The sequence below is a fragment of the Arthrobacter sp. ov407 genome (assembly GCF_900102895.1).
GTDB lineage: Bacteria > Actinomycetota > Actinomycetes > Actinomycetales > Micrococcaceae > Arthrobacter.
Genome location: NZ_FNGD01000015.1, coordinates 22219 through 43061 on the forward strand (window position 1 = coordinate 22219; position 20843 = coordinate 43061).

Genomic DNA, 20843 nt, shown 5'->3' on the forward strand with positions numbered 1-20843 from the left:
GGGTCTCCTTTTTTCGAAGGACTGCTATTTGAGGAACAGCTTGCGCAGGCGGCTCGTGGTGAGCAGGACGCCGAGGGCAATCATGATCAGGTAGTAGCCGACATGCACGGCGGTGGCCGGGGTGAACACGCCCACGCTGATCTGGCGCAGCAGTTCCACGCCGTGCCACAGCGGCATGGCCTGGATGAACCACTGGATGGACTGCGGATAGACGCTGAGCGGGTAGAACGTGGCGCTGAAGAGGAACATCGGCAGCATCACGAAGTTGATCCAGTCCATCTGCTGGAAGGTCTTCATGAAGCTCGTGATCCCCATGCCGAAGCTCGCGAAGCCGAAGGCAATGAGCACCGAGGCCGGGATCATCAGGATGGCCCATGGCGTGGTGATGAGGCCCATCACGCCCATCACGGCGGTGAAGCCTGTGGCGTACATAGCCCCGCGCAGCAGGGCCAGGAAGATTTCGCCCATGGCGACATCCAGCGGCCCCAGCGAGGTGTAGAGCATGCCCTGGTACAGCTTGGCGAAATTCATCTTGAAGAAGACATTCCAGGTGGAGTCATAGACGGCGCCGTTCATGGCGGACACCGCCAGCAGTGCCGGCGCGATGTACGCGGCATAGCTGATCTCCTGCCCGCCCGGGCCCTGGACGGAACCGACAATTGCGCCCAGGCCCACGCCCATGGAGATCAGGTACAGGACGGGTTCGAAGAACCCGGAGACCATGACCATCCAGTTGCTGCTCTTGGTGGCCATGAGCCCGCGGGCGACGACGGCGCGGACATTGCGGGAGTAGATGGGTCCGAAGCGCCTGCGGCGTGCGGCATCCGTGACACTGTGGTCCCCTGCGTTGAAACTTCCGGTCAGCACGCTCATGAGGCCATCCTTTTGGCGAACTGGCGTTTGGTCAGGACCCAGCCGGCCGCCGCCAGGCCCAGTAGGAAGAAGACGTGGACGATGGTGAGCCACGGTTCTTCCTCGTACCCGTAGGCGACCACACGGCCAAGTTCCGTTCCGTGCCAGATCGGTGAGATCCAGCCGATCCAGCGGACGCTGAGCGGGAGCGTGTCCAGCGGGAAAAACGTGCCGGAGAACAGGAACAGCGGCATGACGATGAACCGCATGACCATGGCGAACTGGCCCCGGTCTTCCTTGATGGTGGCCGCGTAGGCCATGAGCGGCAGGCCGAAGGACAGGCCGGCGAGCGTGGCGATGAGGATCGATACCCAGCCCCAGGCGCCGGGCGAGGCCCCGAACAGCGCAACCACGGCAAAGTAGATGGCCGACTGCAGCAGGAAGCGGACGGTGACGGCTATGATCTGGCCGCCGGCGATCTGTTCCGGGGTCAGCGGCGAGGCGTGCGGGCCGTAGTAGACGCGCCGCCATTTGAAGCCGTCCATCACGGGAAATGTGAACTCGTTGGCGGCCGTCATGACGGCCGACGAGATCAGCAGGGCCGGCGCGATGAACGTCAGGTAGCTGACCCCGCCGAACTCGCCGGCGCCGTTGGCCTCGACCAGCGTGGCCAGGCCAACGCCCATCGCGAACAGGTAGGCCACCGGCTGGCCCACGCCGTACATGACGATGGTCCAGCCGTAGCCCTTCATGACACGGAGGACCTGCTCGGCGTAGAAGAAGGCGCCCCAGCGGCGGGCGCGGGCGGCCGAGACTTCCGGCGAGTGCGCGCGCAGGGCCGGCGCCGCCGTCGTCGTACCCGCCGCCTGAATTGGTTTAGTCAACTCTGCTTTCTTAGTCAGCTCTGCTTTCCTAGTCAACGAGGCTCCTGCCGGTCAGGCGCAGGAAGACGTCTTCCAGCGAGGAGCGGCGGACCAGCGATGTGACGGGCCGCAGGCCCCGGGCGGTGACCTGCTCCAGGGCGGCCTCGCCGTCGTGGGCGTAGATGAGCACCCGGTCCGGCAGCGTCTCAAGGCGTTCGCCGATGCCTTCGAGCTCCGCGCCGATGCTCGCATTGCGCTCCGAGCCGAAGCGCAGTTCAAGGACCTCGCGAGTGGAGTATTCGCGGATCAGGCTGGCCGGGGATCCTTCGGCCATGATCTTGCCCTTGTCCACCACGATCAGGCGGTCGCACAGCTGCTCGGCCTCGTCCATGTAGTGCGTCGTGAGGATCAGGGTGACGCCCTGTTCCTTGAGCCGGAACAGCCGGTCCCAGAGGATGTGCCGCGCCTGCGGGTCCAGTCCCGTCGTCGGCTCGTCCAGCAGCAGTATCCGGGGCTCGTTAATGAGCGAGCGGGCGATCGTCAGGCGGCGCTTCATGCCGCCGGACAGGGCGTCCACTTTGGACTTGGCCTTGTCGGTGAGCTGGGCGAATTCGAGCAGCTCGTCGGCCTTCGGTTTGAGGTAGCTCATGGGCAGGCCGAAGTAGCGGCCGTAGACCAGCAGGTTGTCCCGGACTTTCAGTTCCTCGTCCAGGTTGTCCTGCTGCGGGACAACGCCCAAGTGCGCGCGGACTTCCGGCCCGTGCTGTTCGGGGTCCAGGCCCATGATGTGCAGGCTGCCGGAGGTGCGCTGCGAGACCCCGCCGATCATCTTCATCGTGGTGGACTTGCCGGCGCCGTTGGGGCCCAGCAGTCCGAAGGCTTCCCCGGCGGGGACGCGGAAGGAGATGCTGTCGACGGCGGTGACATCGCCGTAGCGTTTGGTGAGGTTCTCGGCGGTGATGACGTACTGCGGAGTGGCGTCGGAGTGGTTGGTTACGCGTGATTCTTTGGAGGCAAGTTCGGACACCCGCACTACGGTAGTGGATCCCCGCAAACTATGAAAGAGTCTTTTCGTAAAAACTCCTGACGTATCCGTTCCGTTATGCCCGCAGGCGGTGCAACGTGCGGGATCCCGCGGTGGTTGGGCCTGCAGATACTAGGCTCAACCACCGCGCGGGACACTTTATTCGGCTCCTTAGGCGCGTCCGGAGTCGCTTTCCTCCGCCGCGTGGCGTTCCGCGGTTTCCACCACGTTGGCGAGCAACATGGCGCGGGTCATGGGGCCCACTCCCCCGGGGTTCGGCGAGAGCCACGCGGCGACGTCGGCCGCAGCGGGCTCAACGTCTCCGGTGACGACGGCCCTGCCGTTGCCGTCGTCGACCCGGCTGACGCCGACGTCAAGCACGATCGCGCCGGGTTTGAGGTCCGCGGCTTTGATCATGTGCGGTTGCCCGGCGGCGGCGATCACGACGTCGGCCTGCCGCAGTTCCGCCGGCAGGTCCACCGTTCCGGTGTGGGCCAGGATGACCGTGGCATTGACGTCCTTGCGGGTCAGCAGCAGTCCCACCGGGCGGCCGATGGTGACGCCGCGGCCCACCACGAGGACGCGTTTGCCGTTGAGGTCGATTCCGTGCCGGGTCAGCAGCTCCACGCAGCCCTTGGGCGTGCACGGCAGCGGGGACTTCATGGGTCCGCTGACGTTGGCCACGAGGCGGCCCAGGTTCATCGGGTGCAGGCCGTCGGCGTCCTTCTCGGGATCCATGGCCTCCAGGATGACGTCCTGGTCGATGTGCTTGGGCAGGGGCAGTTGGACGATGTAGCCGGTGCACTCCGGGTTCTCGTTGAGCTCGCGGACCACGGCCAGGAGTTCGTCCTGGCTGGTCTCTGCCGGCAGGTCGCGGCGGATGGACGTGATGCCCACCTCGGCGCAGTCCTTGTGCTTGCCGCCGACGTACCAGGTGCTGCCGGGATCGGAGCCCACCAGGATGGTGCCCAGTCCGGGGATGACGCCCTTGGCCTTGAGTGCGGCCACGCGCCCGGTCAGCTCGGCCTTGATGGCGGCGGCGGTAGCAGTCCCGTCAAGGATCTGTGCTGTTCTTGCAGTCTTAGTGGAAGTCATGGCCTACCACTGCTCGTGCTGCGGGTACAGCGGGAAGTCGGCGGCGAGCTTGTCCACGCGGGCTTGCAGGGCATCGATCTCGGTGGCAGCGCCGGACTTCAGCGCCGTGGCGATGATGTCCGCGACCTCGGTGAACTCCTCGGCGCCGAAGCCGCGGGTAGCCAGGGCCGGGGTGCCGATGCGCAAACCGGAGGTGACCATCGGCGGGCGGGGGTCGAACGGCACGGCGTTGCGGTTGACGGTGATGCCCACCGAGTGCAGGAGGTCTTCCGCCTGCTGGCCGTCCAGCTGGGAGTTGCGCAGGTCCACCAGGACCAGGTGCACGTCGGTGCCGCCGGTCAGGACCGAGACGCCTGCGCCCGCGACGTCGGCCTGGCCGAGGCGCTCGGCGATGATCTTGGCACCTTCGAGCACGCGTTCCTGGCGCTCCTTGAATTCCTCGGTGCCGGCGATCTTGAAGGCCACGGCCTTCGCAGCGATCACATGCATGAGCGGGCCGCCCTGCTGGCCGGGGAACACCGCGGAATTGAGCTTCTTGGCCCATTCCTGCTTGGCCAGGATCACGCCGGAGCGCGGGCCGGACAGCGTCTTGTGCACCGTGGAGGTGACGACGTCGGAGTACGGGACCGGGCTCGGGTGCAGTCCGGCGGCGACGAGCCCGGCGAAGTGCGCCATATCGGTCCAGAGCAGGGCGCCGACCTCGTCGGCAATCGAGCGGAAGGCGGCGAAATCGAGGTGCCGCGGGTAGGCGGACCAGCCGGCGATGATCACCCGGGGCTTTTCGGCGATGGCCTGCTCGCGCAGCTTGTCCATGTCGATCCGGAAATTGTCTTCCTCGACCTGGTAGGCGGCCACGTTGTAGAGCTTGCCGGAGAAGTTCAGCTTCATGCCGTGGGTGAGGTGTCCGCCGTGGGCCAGGGAGAGGCCCAGGATCTTCTCGCCGGGGGTGATCATGGCCGCGAGCGCGGCGGCGTTGGCCTGCGCGCCGGAGTGCGGCTGCACGTTGGCGTATTCGGCGCCGAAGAGTTCCTTGACACGGTCGATGGCGAGCTGCTCGGCGACGTCGACGTACTCACAGCCTCCGTAGTAGCGGCGTCCCGGGTAGCCCTCGGCATACTTGTTGGTCAGGACGGAACCCTGCGCTTCCATCACGGCGCGCGGGGCGAAGTTCTCCGAAGCGATCATTTCCAGGGTGCCGCGCTGGCGGCCGAGTTCCTGGGCAAGTACGGCGGCGATTTCCGGATCGAGTTCGGCCAGCGGCTGGTTGCTCACGGCGGCTGAGGTGGCGGTAGTAGTAGTCACGAGGAACTCCTGGTAGGCAACGGGTACGGCTATTGGTCAGGCTACCGGCTGGCCCGTTGCACCGCCCTTTGATTACGGGCCCCTTGACAGCGGGCCGCGACAGCGGCGGTTGACACCCCGCGCGGGCGCCAGCAACGGTACGGCAGCGATGATGCTGCCGACCGGTAAGACATGACCCTCGGCCCAGGCGTACGATCCGTGGTCTTCGTGAGTGCCGCTCCCTGATGGTTAGCCATCCAACGCCAGTTGCGACGGGTTAACACTACCAAAACCCTTTCAAAACTGCCCTTGAAGCGCAGGTAGGCTGGTCTTCGTGACTGACCAGAACCTGACTGCCTCCTACATCCTGACCCTGTCCTGCCCTGACCGGCCCGGCATCGTGCACGCCGTCGCCGGTGCCCTGCTGGTGGCGGGCTGCAATATTACGGACTCCCAGCAGTACGGCAGCCAGGGAACGGGCACGTTCTTCATGCGGGTGGAGGCGACGACGGCGGCATCCCAGGCGGAGCTGCAGGCGGCGCTGGAGCCAGTGGCGCAGGCCTTCGGGATGCAGTGGAGCCTCAACCCGGCCGGCCGGAAGGTCCGCACCCTGCTGATGGCCAGTACCTCGGCCCACTGCCTGAACGACCTATTGTTCCTGCAGCGTTCCGGCACCCTGCCGATCGAGATTCCAGCCATCGTGTCCAACCACCGCGACCTTGAGGGTTTGGCGGAGTTCTACGGCATCCCGTTCCACCACATCCCCGTCACCCCGGACACCAAGGTCCAGGCCGAGGACAGCCTCCGGGTTCTGATGAAGGAGCACGACATCGAGCTCACCGTCCTGGCCCGGTATATGCAGATCATCTCTGACGAGCTTTGCACCGAGCTCACGGGCAAGGCCATCAACATCCACCACTCGTTCCTGCCCTCCTTCAAGGGTGCCAAGCCCTATCACCAGGCGCATGCCCGCGGCGTGAAGCTCATCGGCGCCACGGCGCACTACGTCACGGCCGCCCTGGATGAGGGGCCCATCATCGAGCAGGAAGTCATCCGGGTGGACCACCGGCGCACCGCGGAACAGTTCGTCCAGATGGGCCGTGACGTGGAGGGCCGCACCCTCGCCCAGGCCGTGCAGTGGCATGCCGAGCACCGTGTCCTGCTCGACGGCAACCGGACGGTTGTCTTTAACTGAAACCAGTTCTTGACTAGAGCTATGGAATTCGACCGGATGGACCGGCTCGAATCGTTCGTGGCGCTGCTGAAGAACGAGGGCCGGCACGCAGTGCTGGGGCTGGATTGCGGCCCCGGCGCCGACGGGCTGCATTTTGTCCAGTCCGGCATCCATTTCACCGGCGTCGACCGGTCCGAGGAGAACATCCACATCGCCCGGGCGCACGGGCTGGAGGCCTCCGTGGCGGGCCCGGTATCGCTGCCGTTCGCCGACGCCGCGTTTTCCTCGGTGTGGGCGGTGGACGCCTTGGCGGGCCTTCCCCCGGAGGAATGGGACGACGTCGTCCGCGAACTTGGGCGGGTGGCGGAACCCGGCGCGCCGATCGCCGTCGTACTCCCTGTCCCCGACCCGCGTAGCGAGGGTTACAGCCGCGGTGCGGGCTTCACGGTCCTCCGCTCCCCCGCCTGACCCAGACCCCCGTGCTTGGGTTCAGGGAAGGGGCGGCCCGCAGGAGGCTGGTGTCCTAGGCTGGTGGCATGGCTCCCCTCTACGCATTCGCCGGCACGACTCCGGCCGTCCATGACTCCGCCTTCATCGCGCCCACGGCGTCGGTGATCGGCAACGCCACCCTGGCCGAGAACTCCAGCGCCTTCTACGGCGTCAGCGTCCGCGCCGACACCGCCGCCATCACCGTCGGCGCCGGCAGCAACCTGCAGGACAACGTGGTGCTGCACGCCGACCCCGGCTTCCCCTGCACCGTCGGCGCGCGGGTCAGCGTCGGCCACAGCGCCGTGGTCCACGGCTGCACCGTCGAGGACGACTGCCTGATCGGCATGAGCGCCACCATCCTCAACGGGGCCGTGATCGGCGCCGGATCCCTCATCGCCGCCGGTGCCGTGGTGCTGGAGGGCACCGTCATCCCGCCCCGCTCGCTCGTCGCCGGAGTTCCGGCCAAAGTCCGGCGCGAGCTCAGCGACGAGGAGTTCGCGGGCGTCCAGCACAACGCCGCCCACTACCAGGAACTGGCACGCGCGCACCGCGAACTTCACAGCGCCTGAGGAACCGACACGGCCGTTACCGTTGCGTTAACTTCTTGACTACAAGCCGCGAATGCGTCACGCTTCATAGCATGCCCTCACCAACGCGCTCAACGAGGAGCCGAACCAAGAACCCCGGATCGCAGTCCGCCCTCCGGCATCTGAACCAGCAGCGGATCATCGAATGCCTCCTCGCGGGCCCTTCCACGCAGGCGGAACTGGCCCGCCAGACAGGCCTCTCCACGGCCACCGTCTCCAACATCGTCAAGATCATGCAGGACGCCGGACTGGCCTCCACTGAACCCATCACCAGCTCCGGGCGGCGCGCCCTGAACGTCCGGCTCAACAGCAACGGAGCCGTCGCCGTCGGGATCGACTTCGGCCGGCGCCACCTGCGCGTCGTGCTGGCCTCGCTCAGCTACCACGTGATCGCCGAAGAGTCAGTCCTGCTGCCCCTGGGCCACCACGCCGAGGAGGGCATCCAGGCCGCCGTCGGCGTGCTGGACCGGCTGCTCGCGGACAGCGGCGTGGAGCGCAGCGCCCTGGTCGGTGCCGGCGTCGGAATTCCCGGCCCCATCGACCGCCGCACCGGCACCGTGGCGCAGGGCGCGATCCTGCCCGAATGGGTGGGCATCAATATCCTGAGACGCCTCGAAGAAGCGCTGGAACTGCCTGTATTCGTGGACAATGACGCCAACCTGGGCGCCCTCTCCGAGGTCACGTGGGGGCCGCACAGCGGCATCAGCAACCTGATGTTCCTCAAGATCGGCTCGGGCATCGGTGCGGGACTGATCCTCAACGGCGTTCCCTACTACGGCAACGTCGGCATCACCGGCGAAATCGGCCATGCCACAATCCACGAGCACGGGCTGATCTGCCGCTGCGGGAACCGCGGCTGCCTGGAAACCATCGCCTCCACCACCACCATGATCGAGCTCCTGAGCCGCGGCGAGGACCGGCCGCTCACACCCGGGGACATCGTGCGCAAGGCCCTCGAACGGGACCCCGCCACGCTCCGCGTGGTGGACGACGCCGGCCTCGCCGTCGGACGCGCCCTGGGCAACGTGGCGAACCTGATCAACCCCGAAGTGATCGTGGTCGGCGGCCCGCTGGCAGGGCTCGGCGACCTCCTGTTGGACCCGATTCGGCGCGGCCTGATCCGCCACGCGGTGCCGGTCATCGGCGAGACAACCACCCTCACGATGTCGTCCCTGGGCGACCGGGCAGAGGCCCTCGGGGCCACCGCTCTGGTCTTCCAGCACGCCGGAATCCGGCGTAACTAACCATTTTGTTATCCGCCCGTTGCGTTAAAGACTTGACGACAAGGGCGTGATCCAGTTTACTTTTGCATCAGACGGCCCTGCGGTTTGCAGGGGCGGACAACGAAGTCATGCATTGGAGGCGTAAGGGCAGATGACGTCCCTCAACACGCACAGTGATCCGCTAATCCTCGAGATGCGCTCCATCACCAAGGAATTCCCAGGCGTTAAAGCTTTGGCCGATGTGAGCCTGCGGGTGAAGGCCGGCGAGATCCACGCCATCTGCGGTGAGAACGGCGCCGGGAAATCGACCCTGATGAAGGTGCTCTCGGGTGTGTACCCCTTCGGCACCTACACCGGCGACATCGTGTATCAGAACGAGGTCCAGGAGTTCAAGGACATCCGGGCCAGCGAGCACGCCGGGATCGTGATCATCCACCAGGAACTCGCGCTCATCCCCGAACTGTCGATCATGGAGAACATCTTCCTCGGCAACGAGCCCACCAAGCGCGGCGTGATCGACTGGGCCGAGGCCCGGCTGCGGTCCACCGAACTGCTGGCCCGGGTGGGGCTGCGCGAGGACCCGGACACCCCGATCAAGGAGATTGGCGTCGGCAAGCAACAGCTCGTCGAGATCGCCAAGGCCCTGAACAAGTCGGTGAAGCTCCTGATCCTGGACGAGCCCACGGCGGCGCTGAACGAGTCCGATTCCCAGCACCTACTGGACCTCATGCTGGGCCTGAAGGGCCGCGGCATCACCTCGATCATCATTTCCCACAAGCTCAACGAGATCGAGCAGATCGCGGATGAGATCACGATCATCCGCGACGGCAAGTCGATCGAGACCCTGAACATCAAGGCCGACGGCGTCGACGAGGACCGCATCATCAAGGGCATGGTGGGCCGGACGCTGGAATCCCGGTTCCCGGACCACGAGCCGAAGATCGGCGAGGTCCTCTTCGAGGTGAAGAACTGGAACGTCGGGCACCCGCAGATCCAGGACCGCCTGGTCTGCAAGAACTCCAGCTTCTTCGTCCGCCGGGGCGAGATCGTCGGGTTCGCGGGCCTGATGGGGGCCGGACGCACCGAGCTGGCCCGGTCCGTGTTCGGGCGCTCCTACGGCCGCTTCATCTCGGGCCATGTCTACAAAGACGGCAAGGAGCTGCAGCTCAAAAGCGTCCGTCAGGCGATCGACGCCGGGCTGGGCTACGTCACGGAGGACCGCAAGTCCCTGGGGCTGAACCTTCTCGACGACATCAAGGCCACCACGGTCTCGGCCAACCTGCGCAAGATCAGCAAGAACTTCGTGGTGGACGAGAACAAGGAATACGCCGTCGCGGAGGAATATCGGAAGGTGCTGCGGACCAAGACGCCCTCCGTGGAGGAAGGCGTCGCGAAGCTCTCCGGCGGCAACCAGCAGAAGGTCGTGCTGGCGAAGTGGATGTTCACCGACCCGGACGTGCTGATCCTGGACGAACCCACCCGCGGGATCGACGTTGGGGCCAAGTACGAGATCTACGGCATCATCCAGAAGCTGGCCAACGAGGGCAAGGCCGTGATCGTCATTTCCTCGGAGCTGCCCGAGCTGCTGGGCCTCTCGGACCGCATCTACACGATCTTCGAGGGCGCCATCACCGGCGTCCTGGACAAAGACCAAGCCAGCCAGGAAAGCCTCATGAAACTCATGACGTCCGCCCGCAAATCCGCCTGACCCTTTGGGACCAACCAGAACAATCCGAACACCCCGGACACAAGGACTGAAACAATGAACGCGCTCAAGAAGCTCTTTGGCGGCAATACCCGCCAATTCGGCATGATCTTCGCCCTGGTTGCGTTGATCTTGTTCTTCGAGATTTTTACGGAGGGCCGCACGCTCACGTCGGGCAACGTCATCAACCTCTTCAACGGCAACTCCTACATCCTGATCCTCGCCATCGGCATGGTTCTGGTCATCATCGCCGGGCACATCGACCTCTCCGTCGGTTCCGTCGCCGCCTTCGTGGGCGTCTGCGTGTCCCTCTTCATCCGCGACTGGGGACTGCCCTGGTACATCGGCGTCCTGATGGGGCTGGGGCTGGGCGTCCTAATCGGAGCCTGGCAGGGATTCTGGGTGGCCTACGTCGGCATTCCAGCGTTCATCGTGACGCTGGCCGGCATGCTGATCTTCCGCGGCGCCAACCAGTTGGTCGGCAAGTCGAACACCATCCCGGTCCCCACGGATTTCCAGTACATCGGCTCCGGCTACCTGCCCGAGTTTGGACCGAATACCGGCTACAACAACCCCACCATGCTGATTGGCCTGCTCGGCGTCGCGTTCGTGATCTTCAGCGAGATCCGCTCCCGCCGCAACGCCAAGAAGCTCGGCGCTGAGGTCCCCGAAGCGTGGGTCATGGTCCTCAAACTGGTGCTGATCTCCGGCGCCATCCTCTATGCGACCTACCTCTTCGCCACCGGCCGGCCGGGCACCTCCTTCCCCGTGCCGGGCCTGATCCTGGCCGTCCTGGTCCTTGTGTACGGCTTCATCTCCTCCAAGACCGTCATCGGCCGCCACATCTACGCCGTCGGCGGCAACCGGCACGCCGCCGAGCTCTCCGGTGTCCAGTCCAAGAAGATCAACTTCCTGGTCATGATGAACATGTCCTTCATGGCCGGCCTCGCCGGCATGATCTTCGTCGGCCGCTCCACCGCCTCGGGCCCGTTCGACGGCGTCGGCTGGGAACTGGACGCCATCGCCGCCGTGTTCATTGGCGGCGCCGCGGTCACCGGCGGCGTGGGCACCGTGATCGGCTCGATCATCGGTGGCCTGGTCATGGCCGTCCTGAACAACGGCCTGCAGTTGCTCGGCGTCGGCGCCGACCTCACCCAGATCATCAAGGGCCTGGTGCTCCTGATCGCCGTCGCGTTCGACGTCTACAACAAGACCCAGGGCAAGAGGTCCGTCGTCGGGATGCTGATGAAGAACTTCAGCCGCAGTAACGAGATCAAGGCCGACGAGACCACCCAAACCACAGACGTCATCTCCAAGGGTGCCTGAGCGGCTCCCCTGGTCCACGATTCCCCGATTTCTCCGCACACCATCAAAAGAAAGTGAACCAAGCAATGCGAATGATTGGTAAAGCAGGAAAGGCAGCAGCGATCGCTGCTATTGCGGCACTGGCGCTGACGGCCTGCGGCCGTTCCGACACCGGGACTACCGGCGGTTCGAGCTCCGGAGGCGAAGCATTCCCGAAGGGCTCCTCGATCGGCGTCGCGCTGCCCCAGAAGACCTCGGAAAACTGGGTCCTCGCGGAGCAGCTGTTCAACGACGGCCTCACCAAGGCCGGCTACAAGCCGGATGTGCAGTTCGCCAATGGCGGCGTTTCGGATCAGCAGAACCAGATTAGTGCCATGATCACCAAGGGGGACAAGCTCATCATCGTCGGTGCCATCGACGGTGCGCAGCTGGGCACTCAGCTGAAGCAGGCCAAGGACGCCGGCGCCACGATCATCGCCTACGACCGTCTGCTCCTGAACACCCCGGACGTGGACTACTACGTGGCCTACGACAACTTCAAGGTCGGTGAACTCCAGGGCCAGGCGCTGCTGGACGGCATGAAGGGCAAGAAGCCGGCAGGCCCATACAACATCGAGCTCTTCGCAGGTTCCCCTGACGACGCCAACGCGAAGGTCTTCTTCGACGGCGCCATGAGCGTGCTGAAGCCGAAGATCGACGACGGCACCCTGAAGGTCCTCTCGGGCCAGAAGAGCTTCGAACAGGCCGTTACCCAGGGCTGGAAGGCAGAGAACGCCCAGAAGCGCATGGACACCCTGCTCGCCGGAACCTACGGCAGCGCCCCGCTTGACGGCGTGCTGTCCCCGAACGACACCCTGGCCCGCGCGATCCTCACCTCTGTCAAGGCCGCCGGCAAGCCGATCCCGATTGTCACGGGCCAGGACTCCGAGGTTGAGTCGGTCAAGTCCATCATGGCGGGCGAGCAGTACTCCACCATCAACAAGGACACCAATGCGCTCGTTGACCACTCGATCACCATGGTCAACGACGTCCAGGCAGGCAAGAAGCCGGAGATCAACGACGACAAGTCCTACAACAACGGAAACAAGGTTGTTCCCGCGTACCTGCTGAAGCCGGTCATCGTGACCAAGGACAACGTCCACACGGCCTACGTCAACGATCCGGTACTCGGACCGATCACCAAGCAGTAGTACCCGTCTAGGCACGCGACAGTCGCGCGCCACGCAAGAGCCCCGGCTCCCCCGCAAGGGAGGGCCGGGGCTTTTGCGTGGGCTGTGACGGCTTGGCTCTCACTTTGGCGGTGGCGCTGGCGGTGACCCTACTTGTGGCGAGCCGCCTCACAGCGGAGACATAGCTTCACAGCGAGGTTCGCACAGCGGCCCGTACCACTGTGGGGACCAGCGCCGGACATCGGGTCCGGCAAAAGATACCTAGGAGTACCGTGAGCGTTCTTGCCCGGAGTGTAGGCAACGCCTTTCGAAACAAGGTCAGGACCGCCGCTGTGGTGGCCGTGCTGGCCGTAGCCATCGGGCTTGCCCTGGCCATGCTCGTGGCCAACCAGGCCGTCACCGGCAAGGTTGCGGAACTTAACGCCTCGGTGGGCACCGTACTGACTGTGAACCCGGCCGGCGGCCAGGGTTTCGAAGGCGGCGGCGAGCCGCTAACCTCGGCACAGGCGGCCACAGCGGCGGCCGTCCCCAACGTCAGCAGCGTGGTCGGCACCAAGGCACTGCGCCTGCGCAACGCCGCTGAAATTGCGGCCGGGGCTGCGTCCGGACGGACAGGCCAGGGCGGCCCCGGCGGGCAGTCGGCCACCTCCGTCACCACGAGCCTTAAGGCCGCCGTCGACGCCGGCACGCTCGGCAACCGTAACCAGGCCGCCTCTGGCACCTCCGGGACCGGCACCACCGGCAGCACAACTGCAGCCGCGCCGGCGTTCTCGCTGCCCATCACCGCAACGGGCATCGGCGCCGAGGTGGACTCCACCGGCAAGGGCCTGCAGTTGACGCAGGGCACCGGCCTGGGCAACTACACCGCCGCGTCCACCGGTGCCCTGCTGGGCACCACGCTGGCCGAGAAGAACGGCCTCAACGTCGGCTCGAAGTTCACCATCCAGGACCAGACCTTCACAGTCAAGGGTCTGTTCGACGCCGGCACCGCCTTCGGCAACAACGCCCTCTACGTGACGCTGCCGACCGCCCAGACCCTCGCCGCGCTGCCGGGCGAACTCTCCACCATGATCGTCACGGTCAACAGCATGGAAAACGTCGACGCCGCCAAGGCTGCCCTGCAGGCGGCGCTCGGCTCCGGCAAGGCCGACGTCACCCAGGGCCAGCGGAACCTTCAGACCGCCGTCAGCTCGCTGGACAGCGTCAAGAATATTTCCTTCATCGCCTTTGTCGCGGCGCTTGGCACCGCCGGCCTGATCATCCTCCTGATCATGGTCATGCTGGTCCGCGAACGCCGCCGCGAGATCGGCGTACTGAAGGCCATCGGCGCCCCAAACCGCACCATCGGCCTGCAGTTTGTGCTGGAGGCCCTGGTACTGGTGGCCCTGGGCAGCGTGGTGGGCGCCGCCGTCGCCTCCTTTGCCAGCGGCGGCATCGCGAGCGCCCTCATCAGCTCAAGCAGCTCGACGACGGCGACCGGCCAGCGCGGCGGCACTGGCGGCTTTCCGGGCGGCGGCTTCCCCGGCGGTCAGGGCGGCCCGCTCGGCGGGGCCAGCCAGCTTCTGACCTCCGTGACGGCGAGCGCCTCCCCCGGCGTCATTGCCGCGGGCATCGCCGCGGTCTTCGGCGTGGCCATCATCGGTGCCCTCGTCCCGGCCCTGCTCACCGCACGCATCCGTCCCATCGAAGTCCTCCGAGGAGAATAGCCATGATCGAAGTCAAGAACCTGGTCCGCACGTTCAAGTCCGGCGACCGGAACATCAAGCCGGTCAACGACGTCAGCTTCGAGCTCGAACAGGGCACGCTGGCTTCGATCGTTGGCAAGAGCGGCAGCGGCAAGAGCACCCTGCTCTCCTTGCTCGGTGCGCTGGACAAGCCCACCAGCGGCGATGTGGTGGTCAACGGCGTGAGCCTGGCCAGTATGCCGGACGGGAAGCTGACCAAGTACCGGCGCCGGGACATCGGATTCGTGTTCCAGCAGTTCGCCCTGATCCCGAATCTCTCGGCCGTGGACAACGTGATGCTGCCGATGGAGTTCGCCGGCGTGCGCAAGGCCGCCCGGGCAGAGCGGGCCCGGCAACTGCTCGAGCAGGTCCAGCTCGATCCGGACAAGCACGTGCGGCGCATCAACCGGCTCTCCGGCGGCGAGCAGCAGCGGGTGGCGATTGCGCGGGCGTTGGCGAACGAACCCAAGCTGATCCTGGCCGATGAACCCACCGGCAACCTGGACGAGCAGACGGGGGAACACATCATCGAGCTGCTCAGCACGCTCAGCCGGGACCACAACACCACCATCCTCGTGGTCACCCACGACCGCGCCCTGGCCAACAAGACGGACCGGCGCTTCCGGCTCCAGCAGGGCCGGCTCACGGAGGAGCCGGCCCGGAACCGGGCGACGGCGGCCGTAACCGGCTGAGGTCCGGCCGGCGCCGCGGCGCCGTGCTCCGGCGTCGGGGCGGCGGCGTGGGGGCTGCGGCGTTGGGGCGGCGGGCGGGCCTTGGGGGCCCGCCCGCAGCTCCGGCGTCGAACCCCGCGCCTGCCAAACCTCCCGCGTGCCGGGGCCGTCAACACCGCGGCCCGCCCGCGGGTGAGAGGATGGCACCATGTCTGACCTCATCGCGAAGCCGTGGCTGTTCAGCCAGCCGGACCAGGATCCCCGCACAGCCACCGGCGCCAGGCTGCGCTGGGGAATCATCGCCACCGGCGGGATCGCCGCTGCAGTCACTCGCGACCTTGAACTCCTGGCGGATGCGGAACTGTACGCCGTCAGCTCCCGCACCCAGGCGGCGGCCGACGCGTTCGCGGCCGACTACGGCTTTGCCCGCGCCTACGGTGACCGGGACGGCATGAGCGGTTATGCCCGTCTGCTCGCCGACGACGGCGTCGACGTCGTCTACGTCGCCACGCCACACGCGCACCACCACGAGATCGCCCTTGCCGCCCTCAATGCCGGCAAGCATGTGCTGTGCGAGAAGGCCCTCACCGTCAATGCCCGGGAAGCCGCCGAGCTGATTGCAGCGGCCCGGGCAAACGGCCTGTTTCTGATGGAGGCGTTGTGGAGCCGGTTCCTGCCCAGCATGCAGCGGGCGTTTGAGATCGCTGCCTCGGGCGAAATCGGCGCGGTCAAATGGGTGGGCGCCGATCTCGGTTTCCCGGCGCCGTATTCACCTGCCTCCCGGCTCTGGGCGCCCAAGGACGGCGGCGGCGCCCTGCTGGACCTGACGGTCTACCCGCTGCTCTGGGCGCTTGGCACCCTGGGGTTCCCGCAGACTGTCAGCGCCACCGGCTGGCTCAATGACGACGGCGTGGACGCCCAGAACGCCTTGACGCTCGGCTACCACCACGGCGCGCAGGCCCAGCTGACCTCCTCGCTGCTGGCGCACGGGCCCCGCACAGCCACCGTCGCCGGCAGCAAGGGCTTCCTCCAGACGTCGGGCTCCATCAACAATCCCAAGGAACTGCTGGTCAGGATCGGCTTCGACGATCCCCGGACCGAGCAGTTCGCGGTGGTCGGGCGGGGCTACACCTACGAACTGCGCGAGGTCACGCGGTGCATCCAGCACGGACTCACCGAGAGCCCGGTCATGCCGCTGGAGGACTCCCTGAACACCATGCGGCTCTTCGACGGTGTGCGCGCGCAACTCGGGGTGACCTACCCGAACGACGCCCACTGACCACGTCCCGCGGGCACCGGACCCGGCGCATTCCGAGGGTCTCGGTATGCCTACAGTTTCGGCTTCGCTCTGGACTCCCCCGCTAGGGCCGACTTACCCTGTAGGCAATCGTCCAGTCTTCCGGGAGCGGGGGTGCGCGCATGGATCCAGCAGCAGCGTCCTCCCGCGCGGGCCGCACCCTGCGCCGCGTACGCCCCATGCGCCCCTTGCGCCACGTGCTTTTGGCCGCCGTCGCCGGTGCCGCATGGCTGACCCTCTCCGCCACCGCCGCACAGGCGGATGACGCGTGCACATTCTCCGGGACGGCCGACGACGCCGGCGAGAGAGCGGCGGCCGCCGACTGCACGGACGCCGACGACCTCCCTTCTCCCTCCCACGACGGCCTGGTCTCCGTGGACATCGCTCCGGCCCCGGCGGGCACCTGGTCCGCCGGGGCCGTTCCCGGCCCGAGACCAGATGTCGCTGACGTTGCTCCCGCCGACGCTGACGAGCCCGCGCAGGCGGACACGGACCTCGCGGCTACGGGGCCCGAGGCACCCGACCCGACTCCGGCGGCAGTAGACCCGGCGATCCCTGGCCCGGCTGTCACCCCTCCCGTGGTGGACCCCGGCCCGCCCGGTGTGGATCCTGTCGTCCCGGACCCCGGCGTTGTCCCACCGGTTGTGGTTCCACCGGTCGTGGACCCACCGGTTGTTGTCCCACCGGTCGTTGACCCACCGGTCGTTGTCCCACCGGTTGTTGACCCACCGGTCGTTGTTCCTCCGGTTGTTGACCCACCGGTTGTTGTTCCTCCGGTCGTCGTTCCTCCGGTTGTTGACCCCGCGGCTCCGGATCCCGTCATTGTTCCGCCGGTTGTAGACGCCACGCCTCCGGTTCCCGATCCGGCCGGCACTCCCACCGCGGGTACCGCAAAAGCAGGCACCGCCAAAGCAACTGCACAGCAACAGCCGGCGCCCACTTCCACTGGTCCCGATGCGGCCCGTCCCCTCGAGACCTGCCGTTTCCCGGTTGCCCTGGTTTCCTATGCCCCCTTGCTGATGGGTGAACCTCGTGCGGCGGCGGCATCTGTCGTATCTGGCGCCGCCCCTCGGGCCGAAGCCCCTGCCGGGGCTGGTGAGCTGCCGGTTCCGCGCGGCAACCCAAGTCCGAACCCGTGGCACGGCGGCACGGGCTTGCCCGTGCCAGAGGCACTCCCGCCTGCGCCCGGCTCGGGGTCCGGCAACGGGAACTCCGCCAACGGGCCTGCCGGAACGGCTGCGTGGATGCCCGGCCTGTTCTCCTACCCACCCACAATCGGGGCCGACCCCATCGGCGGTCCGCTCCAGCACGAGTACGCAGCCGTTTGCGCTGATCCCGGTTCTTCTCCTGACTAGTCGGGCCGTCTCTGCCTCCACAGAGCACGGCCCGTCGGGCTGCTTTGGCCGCCCGTTAACAGTCACCCAGGAGAATCCCCATGGACCCGACCGTCCACCGCCGAGTTTCCGGCACCCCAATTACCGCCGGCCCGACCCCGTCAGCGCCGCCACCGTCCATGCTGCCGGAGCGCTCCGGTCAGCAGCCGCGCCCCGGGTGCAGACCCCGCCCGCCGTAACGCATGCCAACGCTCCCGTCGACGTCCTGTAACCGCCGGAGCGAGGTCGTTGGGTCCGCTGGGGGACCCAACGGCATACTCTGGCTCCGGCGGAAGGGCGCCTGCGGATGAGCGACCGGCCAGGCAACGCGTTTCAAATGCCGGGACCGGCGCGTCTGCCGCACTGAACTGATCTCGCACTGAACAGATCTGCCGCACCGAACAGAAGAAAAATACTAATTACCCTTATCATTCTTTAGGAGCGCCGCCGGTGCGCACACGGAAAGGTATGGGGAGATTGTGGACAGTTCGCCCAACAGCGTCGCGGCGGAGCCCTTGGGCGGCCGCTATCAGCTGGGGGAAGTGATTGGCCGGGGCGGCATGGCGTCGGTCTACACTGCCAAGGACCTGAACCTTGGCCGGGACGTTGCCCTGAAACTCTTCGCACCTCAATCGGCCGATCCTGACGAGCTTCGCCGCCAGGAAGCGGAGATCCAGCTGCTGGCGACCCTGAACCACCCAAGCCTGGTGACGCTTTTCGATGCCGGGACGGACACCCGGATTCCCGACGAGCCCCGGCCCTTCCTGACCATGGAGCTCGTGGACGGCCAGGATCTGCGGACCCGGATCCGCCACAGCCCCATGCCGCTGGACGAGTTGGCCGTGGTCGGCGCCGGGATCGCCGACGCCCTCGCCTATGTTCATGGACTCGGCATCGTCCATCGGGACATCAAGCCCGCCAATATCCTCTTGGTGCCGGTCCGGCCGGGTGAGCCGCTTCGGCCCAAGCTCACAGACTTCGGCATCGCCCGAATCATCGACGGGACCCGGCTTACAGCCACGGGAACCATGGTGGGAACCGCCGCCTATCTCAGTCCGGAACAGGCCCGCGGCGCCGATCTCGGACCGGCGAGTGACATTTACTCTTTGGGCCTGGTCCTGCTCGAATGCCTCAAGGGCGAAGTGGAATACCCGGGCAGCGCCGTCGAATCCGCCGTGGCACGCCTGCACCGGGCGCCCGTCATTCCAGACGCCGTGCCCGACGAGTGGGCCCGTCTTATCCAGGCCATGACAGTCCTCGACCCGTTGGACCGCCCCTCGGCCGCCGAACTCGAGGCAGCCTTCCGGACTGCCCTCGTTTCCCCCGGGTCCCTGCCGGGGCCCGTCAAAGCGGACCCCACCCGGGTACTCCCAGCCCCGCCGGCAAGGCGGCCCCGCCGGCCCCGGCCCGAAGCCGCTGGGGCAGCGGCAGCGGGGACACGCCCCCTGAACTGGCTGGACCCGGATGCTCTGCCGCCCCGGCCGCGCCGCCGTCCCTCGCATTCGCGCGGAGTCGACTGGTTCCTCCGGGCCCGGCTCCGCACCCGCGTGGCCCTGCTGCTCGCCGCGCTGGCAGTCCTTGCAGGCGGGGCAACGATCGCGGTCACCCTGTCTGCCCCCACGGCACCCGACGTCGTCCCCTACCCCACCGTCACGGGGCAACTCGGCGATCATCTGAAGGATCTGCAGAAGGGCGTGGAACCATGAGCCGTTCGCGAACAGGCGGGCAGGACCGCAGCGGTTCGGGGTACCGGATGCCCGCAGCTCTCCTCGCGGGAGTGCTGGTGGCCGGGGCACTGGCCGGCTGCGGCTCCCCTGCCCCCGAGCTGGGCCATAGCGCGGCTAGGCAACTGCAAACCCAAGTCCTGGCTGTCAGCCAGGCTGTAGCCGCCAACGACCCCGCCGGTTCCCTGAAGCACCTAGACGAGCTGCTGATCCGCCTGGATGCCGCCGCCGCGAGCGGCGAGGTGTCTTTCAGACGCCACCAGAGCATCAAGGCATCGATTGACGCCGTCCGGGCGGATCTTGTCGCGCAGCAGGCGGCGGAGGCAGCCCGAAAGGCGGCGGAAACAGCATCGACTAAACAAGCTGCCACGGCTCAGGCGGCCGCCCAGGCAGCGGCTGCCGCCCGGGCCGCCCCGGCCGCCCCGGCCGCCGTCGCCCCGGCGCCGGCTCCTGCTCCAGCTCCTGCTCCTGCTCCGGCTGGCAAGGGCAAGTCGAAGGGGAAGGGCAAGGGCTGAGGCGCCGCGTGCCGTCGCCATCGTCAGGCTGCTTACCATTTCGGCAGAAGCCCGCTAGCGTGGAGGAACGGCTTTATGCCGGTCAACGACAAGAACCGCGGACTGCTGTCCGCCAATCGAAGGAGTGACGCCTGCATGGCAACTGTTCAGGAATCCATCGAAGTCAACGTTCCGCTAAGCCAGGCCTACAACCAGTGGACGCAATTCGAGGAATTTCCGCTCTTCATGAGCGGCGTGGAATCGGTTAGTCAGCTGGACGACACCACTGTCCATTTCAAGACCAGCATCGGTGGCGTCCGGCGTGAGTACGACGCGCGGATCACCACGCAGGAACCGGACCAGCGGGTGTCGTGGGAAAGCCTTGATGAACCACGGAACACCGGCACCGTCTGGTTCGAGGACCTCGGCGAGGCCAAAACGAAGGTTAACGTCGAGCTGACCTGGGAGCCGGACTCGGCTGCGGAAAAGATCGGCGCGGCCATCGGCCTTGATTCCCGTCAGGTTGCTGCCGACCTGAAGAAATTCAAGCAGTTTATCGAAGAGCGCGGCGCCGAGACGGGCGGATGGCGCGGACGCGTGGACGGAATCGCGCCGGGCGCCACCACCGCCGTGCCGCTCCAGGAGGAAGTGGGCTACGGCGCGGAGCCTGCCTTCCAGCGCGTGGACGCCGATCCGGACCTTGCCCCCGAACCGCCCTTCGGCCAAGACCAGCAGCGCTGACAGGGCGATCACACTGACCCGGCCGGTTTGCGCCTTTGGACTGGCAGCACAA

At 66.7% G+C, this 20843-nt stretch carries 18 protein-coding genes; 13 read left to right on the forward strand and 5 right to left on the reverse strand.

Annotation, left to right across the window (positions count from 1 at the left end; all coding sequences use genetic code 11):
* Positions 1-24: 24 nt before the first annotated feature.
* The 5 genes from BLS42_RS17260 to glyA form a co-directional block, all read right to left on the reverse strand.
* Entirely contained in the window at positions 25-873 is an 849-nt protein-coding gene (locus BLS42_RS17260; RefSeq protein ID WP_090583380.1) for an ABC transporter permease, read from the reverse strand.
* The gene (locus BLS42_RS17265; RefSeq protein ID WP_090583382.1) at positions 870-1736 is read right to left on the reverse strand and encodes an ABC transporter permease; all 867 of its coding nucleotides are present in this window, start codon (positions 1734-1736) and stop codon (positions 870-872) included. Before BLS42_RS17265 ends, BLS42_RS17260 begins: the two co-directional genes overlap by 4 nt.
* A 28-nt stretch (positions 1737-1764) precedes the next feature.
* Positions 1765-2676 (reverse strand): ABC transporter ATP-binding protein, encoded by a 912-nt coding sequence (locus BLS42_RS17270; RefSeq protein ID WP_090583498.1) that lies wholly within the window; start codon positions 2674-2676, stop codon positions 1765-1767.
* Positions 2677-2910: 234 nt separating this feature from the next.
* The gene (locus BLS42_RS17275) at positions 2911-3834 is read right to left on the reverse strand and encodes a bifunctional methylenetetrahydrofolate dehydrogenase/methenyltetrahydrofolate cyclohydrolase (RefSeq protein WP_090583384.1); all 924 of its coding nucleotides are present in this window, start codon (positions 3832-3834) and stop codon (positions 2911-2913) included.
* A 3-nt stretch (positions 3835-3837) separates the two neighbouring features.
* Positions 3838-5136: a serine hydroxymethyltransferase gene (glyA, locus tag BLS42_RS17280; RefSeq protein ID WP_090583385.1), complete on the reverse strand. Its 1299-nt coding sequence runs from the start codon at positions 5134-5136 to the stop codon at positions 3838-3840.
* 313 nt (positions 5137-5449) lie between these two features.
* Here glyA and purU point away from each other — a divergent pair, with 313 nt between their 5' ends.
* The 13 genes from purU to BLS42_RS17350 all read left to right on the forward strand — a co-directional run bounded on the left by purU (position 5450) and on the right by BLS42_RS17350 (position 20791).
* Complete coding sequence (gene purU / locus BLS42_RS17285) at positions 5450-6310, forward strand: formyltetrahydrofolate deformylase (RefSeq protein WP_090583387.1); 861 nt, start codon at positions 5450-5452, stop codon at positions 6308-6310.
* A gap of 21 nt (positions 6311-6331) precedes the next feature.
* Entirely contained in the window at positions 6332-6757 is a 426-nt protein-coding gene (locus tag BLS42_RS17290) for a class I SAM-dependent methyltransferase (RefSeq protein ID WP_090583388.1), read from the forward strand.
* Positions 6758-6825: 68 nt separating this feature from the next.
* Positions 6826-7347 carry a gamma carbonic anhydrase family protein gene (locus BLS42_RS17295; RefSeq protein WP_090583390.1) on the forward strand — a complete coding sequence of 174 codons (522 nt, stop codon included), beginning with the start codon at positions 6826-6828 and terminating at the stop codon, positions 7345-7347.
* A 71-nt stretch (positions 7348-7418) separates the two neighbouring features.
* Positions 7419-8609, forward strand: coding sequence for an ROK family transcriptional regulator (locus BLS42_RS17300; RefSeq protein ID WP_090583392.1), 1191 nt, complete (start codon positions 7419-7421; stop codon positions 8607-8609).
* Between the two features lie 130 nt (positions 8610-8739).
* Positions 8740-10296 (forward strand): multiple monosaccharide ABC transporter ATP-binding protein, encoded by a 1557-nt coding sequence (gene mmsA / locus BLS42_RS17305; RefSeq protein WP_090583394.1) that lies wholly within the window; start codon positions 8740-8742, stop codon positions 10294-10296.
* A 54-nt stretch (positions 10297-10350) separates the two neighbouring features.
* The gene (gene mmsB, locus BLS42_RS17310; protein WP_090583396.1) at positions 10351-11619 is read left to right on the forward strand and encodes a multiple monosaccharide ABC transporter permease; all 1269 of its coding nucleotides are present in this window, start codon (positions 10351-10353) and stop codon (positions 11617-11619) included.
* Positions 11620-11684: 65 nt separating this feature from the next.
* Positions 11685-12788 carry a substrate-binding domain-containing protein gene (locus tag BLS42_RS17315; RefSeq protein ID WP_090583398.1) on the forward strand — a complete coding sequence of 368 codons (1104 nt, stop codon included), beginning with the start codon at positions 11685-11687 and terminating at the stop codon, positions 12786-12788.
* 251 nt (positions 12789-13039) lie between these two features.
* A complete protein-coding gene (locus tag BLS42_RS17320) occupies positions 13040-14473 on the forward strand; it encodes an ABC transporter permease (RefSeq protein WP_090583399.1) in 1434 nt (477 codons plus the stop codon).
* Between the two features lie 2 nt (positions 14474-14475).
* Entirely contained in the window at positions 14476-15183 is a 708-nt protein-coding gene (locus tag BLS42_RS17325; protein ID WP_090583401.1) for an ABC transporter ATP-binding protein, read from the forward strand.
* 187 nt (positions 15184-15370) lie between these two features.
* Positions 15371-16441 carry a Gfo/Idh/MocA family protein gene (locus BLS42_RS17330; RefSeq protein ID WP_090583404.1) on the forward strand — a complete coding sequence of 357 codons (1071 nt, stop codon included), beginning with the start codon at positions 15371-15373 and terminating at the stop codon, positions 16439-16441.
* A gap of 1867 nt (positions 16442-18308) precedes the next feature.
* Positions 18309-19538, forward strand: a complete 1230-nt coding sequence (locus BLS42_RS17340; RefSeq protein WP_176803510.1) for a serine/threonine-protein kinase — start codon at positions 18309-18311, stop codon at positions 19536-19538.
* Positions 19535-20071 carry a mucin-associated surface protein gene (locus BLS42_RS20335; RefSeq protein ID WP_256336537.1) on the forward strand — a complete coding sequence of 179 codons (537 nt, stop codon included), beginning with the start codon at positions 19535-19537 and terminating at the stop codon, positions 20069-20071. The genes BLS42_RS17340 and BLS42_RS20335 overlap by 4 nt, the downstream gene beginning before the upstream one ends.
* A 135-nt stretch (positions 20072-20206) precedes the next feature.
* The gene (locus BLS42_RS17350; RefSeq protein ID WP_090583502.1) at positions 20207-20791 is read left to right on the forward strand and encodes an SRPBCC family protein; all 585 of its coding nucleotides are present in this window, start codon (positions 20207-20209) and stop codon (positions 20789-20791) included.
* Positions 20792-20843: the final 52 nt, after the last annotated feature.

What these genes read in the sequence shown, in the direction of transcription:
- BLS42_RS20335 (WP_256336537.1), top strand. Translation starts at nt 19,535, where the DNA reads ATGAGCCGTTCGCGAACAGGCGGGCAGGACCGCAGCGGTTCGGGGTAC.
- BLS42_RS17300 (WP_090583392.1), top strand. Translation starts at nt 7,419, where the DNA reads ATGCCCTCACCAACGCGCTCAACGAGGAGCCGAACCAAGAACCCCGGA.
- BLS42_RS17325 (WP_090583401.1), top strand. Translation starts at nt 14,476, where the DNA reads ATGATCGAAGTCAAGAACCTGGTCCGCACGTTCAAGTCCGGCGACCGG.
- mmsA (WP_090583394.1), top strand. Translation starts at nt 8,740, where the DNA reads ATGACGTCCCTCAACACGCACAGTGATCCGCTAATCCTCGAGATGCGC.
- BLS42_RS17275 (WP_090583384.1), bottom strand. Translation starts at nt 3,834, where the DNA reads ATGACTTCCACTAAGACTGCAAGAACAGCACAGATCCTTGACGGGACT.
- BLS42_RS17290 (WP_090583388.1), top strand. Translation starts at nt 6,332, where the DNA reads ATGGAATTCGACCGGATGGACCGGCTCGAATCGTTCGTGGCGCTGCTG.
- BLS42_RS17295 (WP_090583390.1), top strand. Translation starts at nt 6,826, where the DNA reads ATGGCTCCCCTCTACGCATTCGCCGGCACGACTCCGGCCGTCCATGAC.
- BLS42_RS17330 (WP_090583404.1), top strand. Translation starts at nt 15,371, where the DNA reads ATGTCTGACCTCATCGCGAAGCCGTGGCTGTTCAGCCAGCCGGACCAG.
- BLS42_RS17350 (WP_090583502.1), top strand. Translation starts at nt 20,207, where the DNA reads ATGGCAACTGTTCAGGAATCCATCGAAGTCAACGTTCCGCTAAGCCAG.
- BLS42_RS17315 (WP_090583398.1), top strand. Translation starts at nt 11,685, where the DNA reads ATGCGAATGATTGGTAAAGCAGGAAAGGCAGCAGCGATCGCTGCTATT.
- BLS42_RS17260 (WP_090583380.1), bottom strand. Translation starts at nt 873, where the DNA reads ATGAGCGTGCTGACCGGAAGTTTCAACGCAGGGGACCACAGTGTCACG.
- mmsB (WP_090583396.1), top strand. Translation starts at nt 10,351, where the DNA reads ATGAACGCGCTCAAGAAGCTCTTTGGCGGCAATACCCGCCAATTCGGC.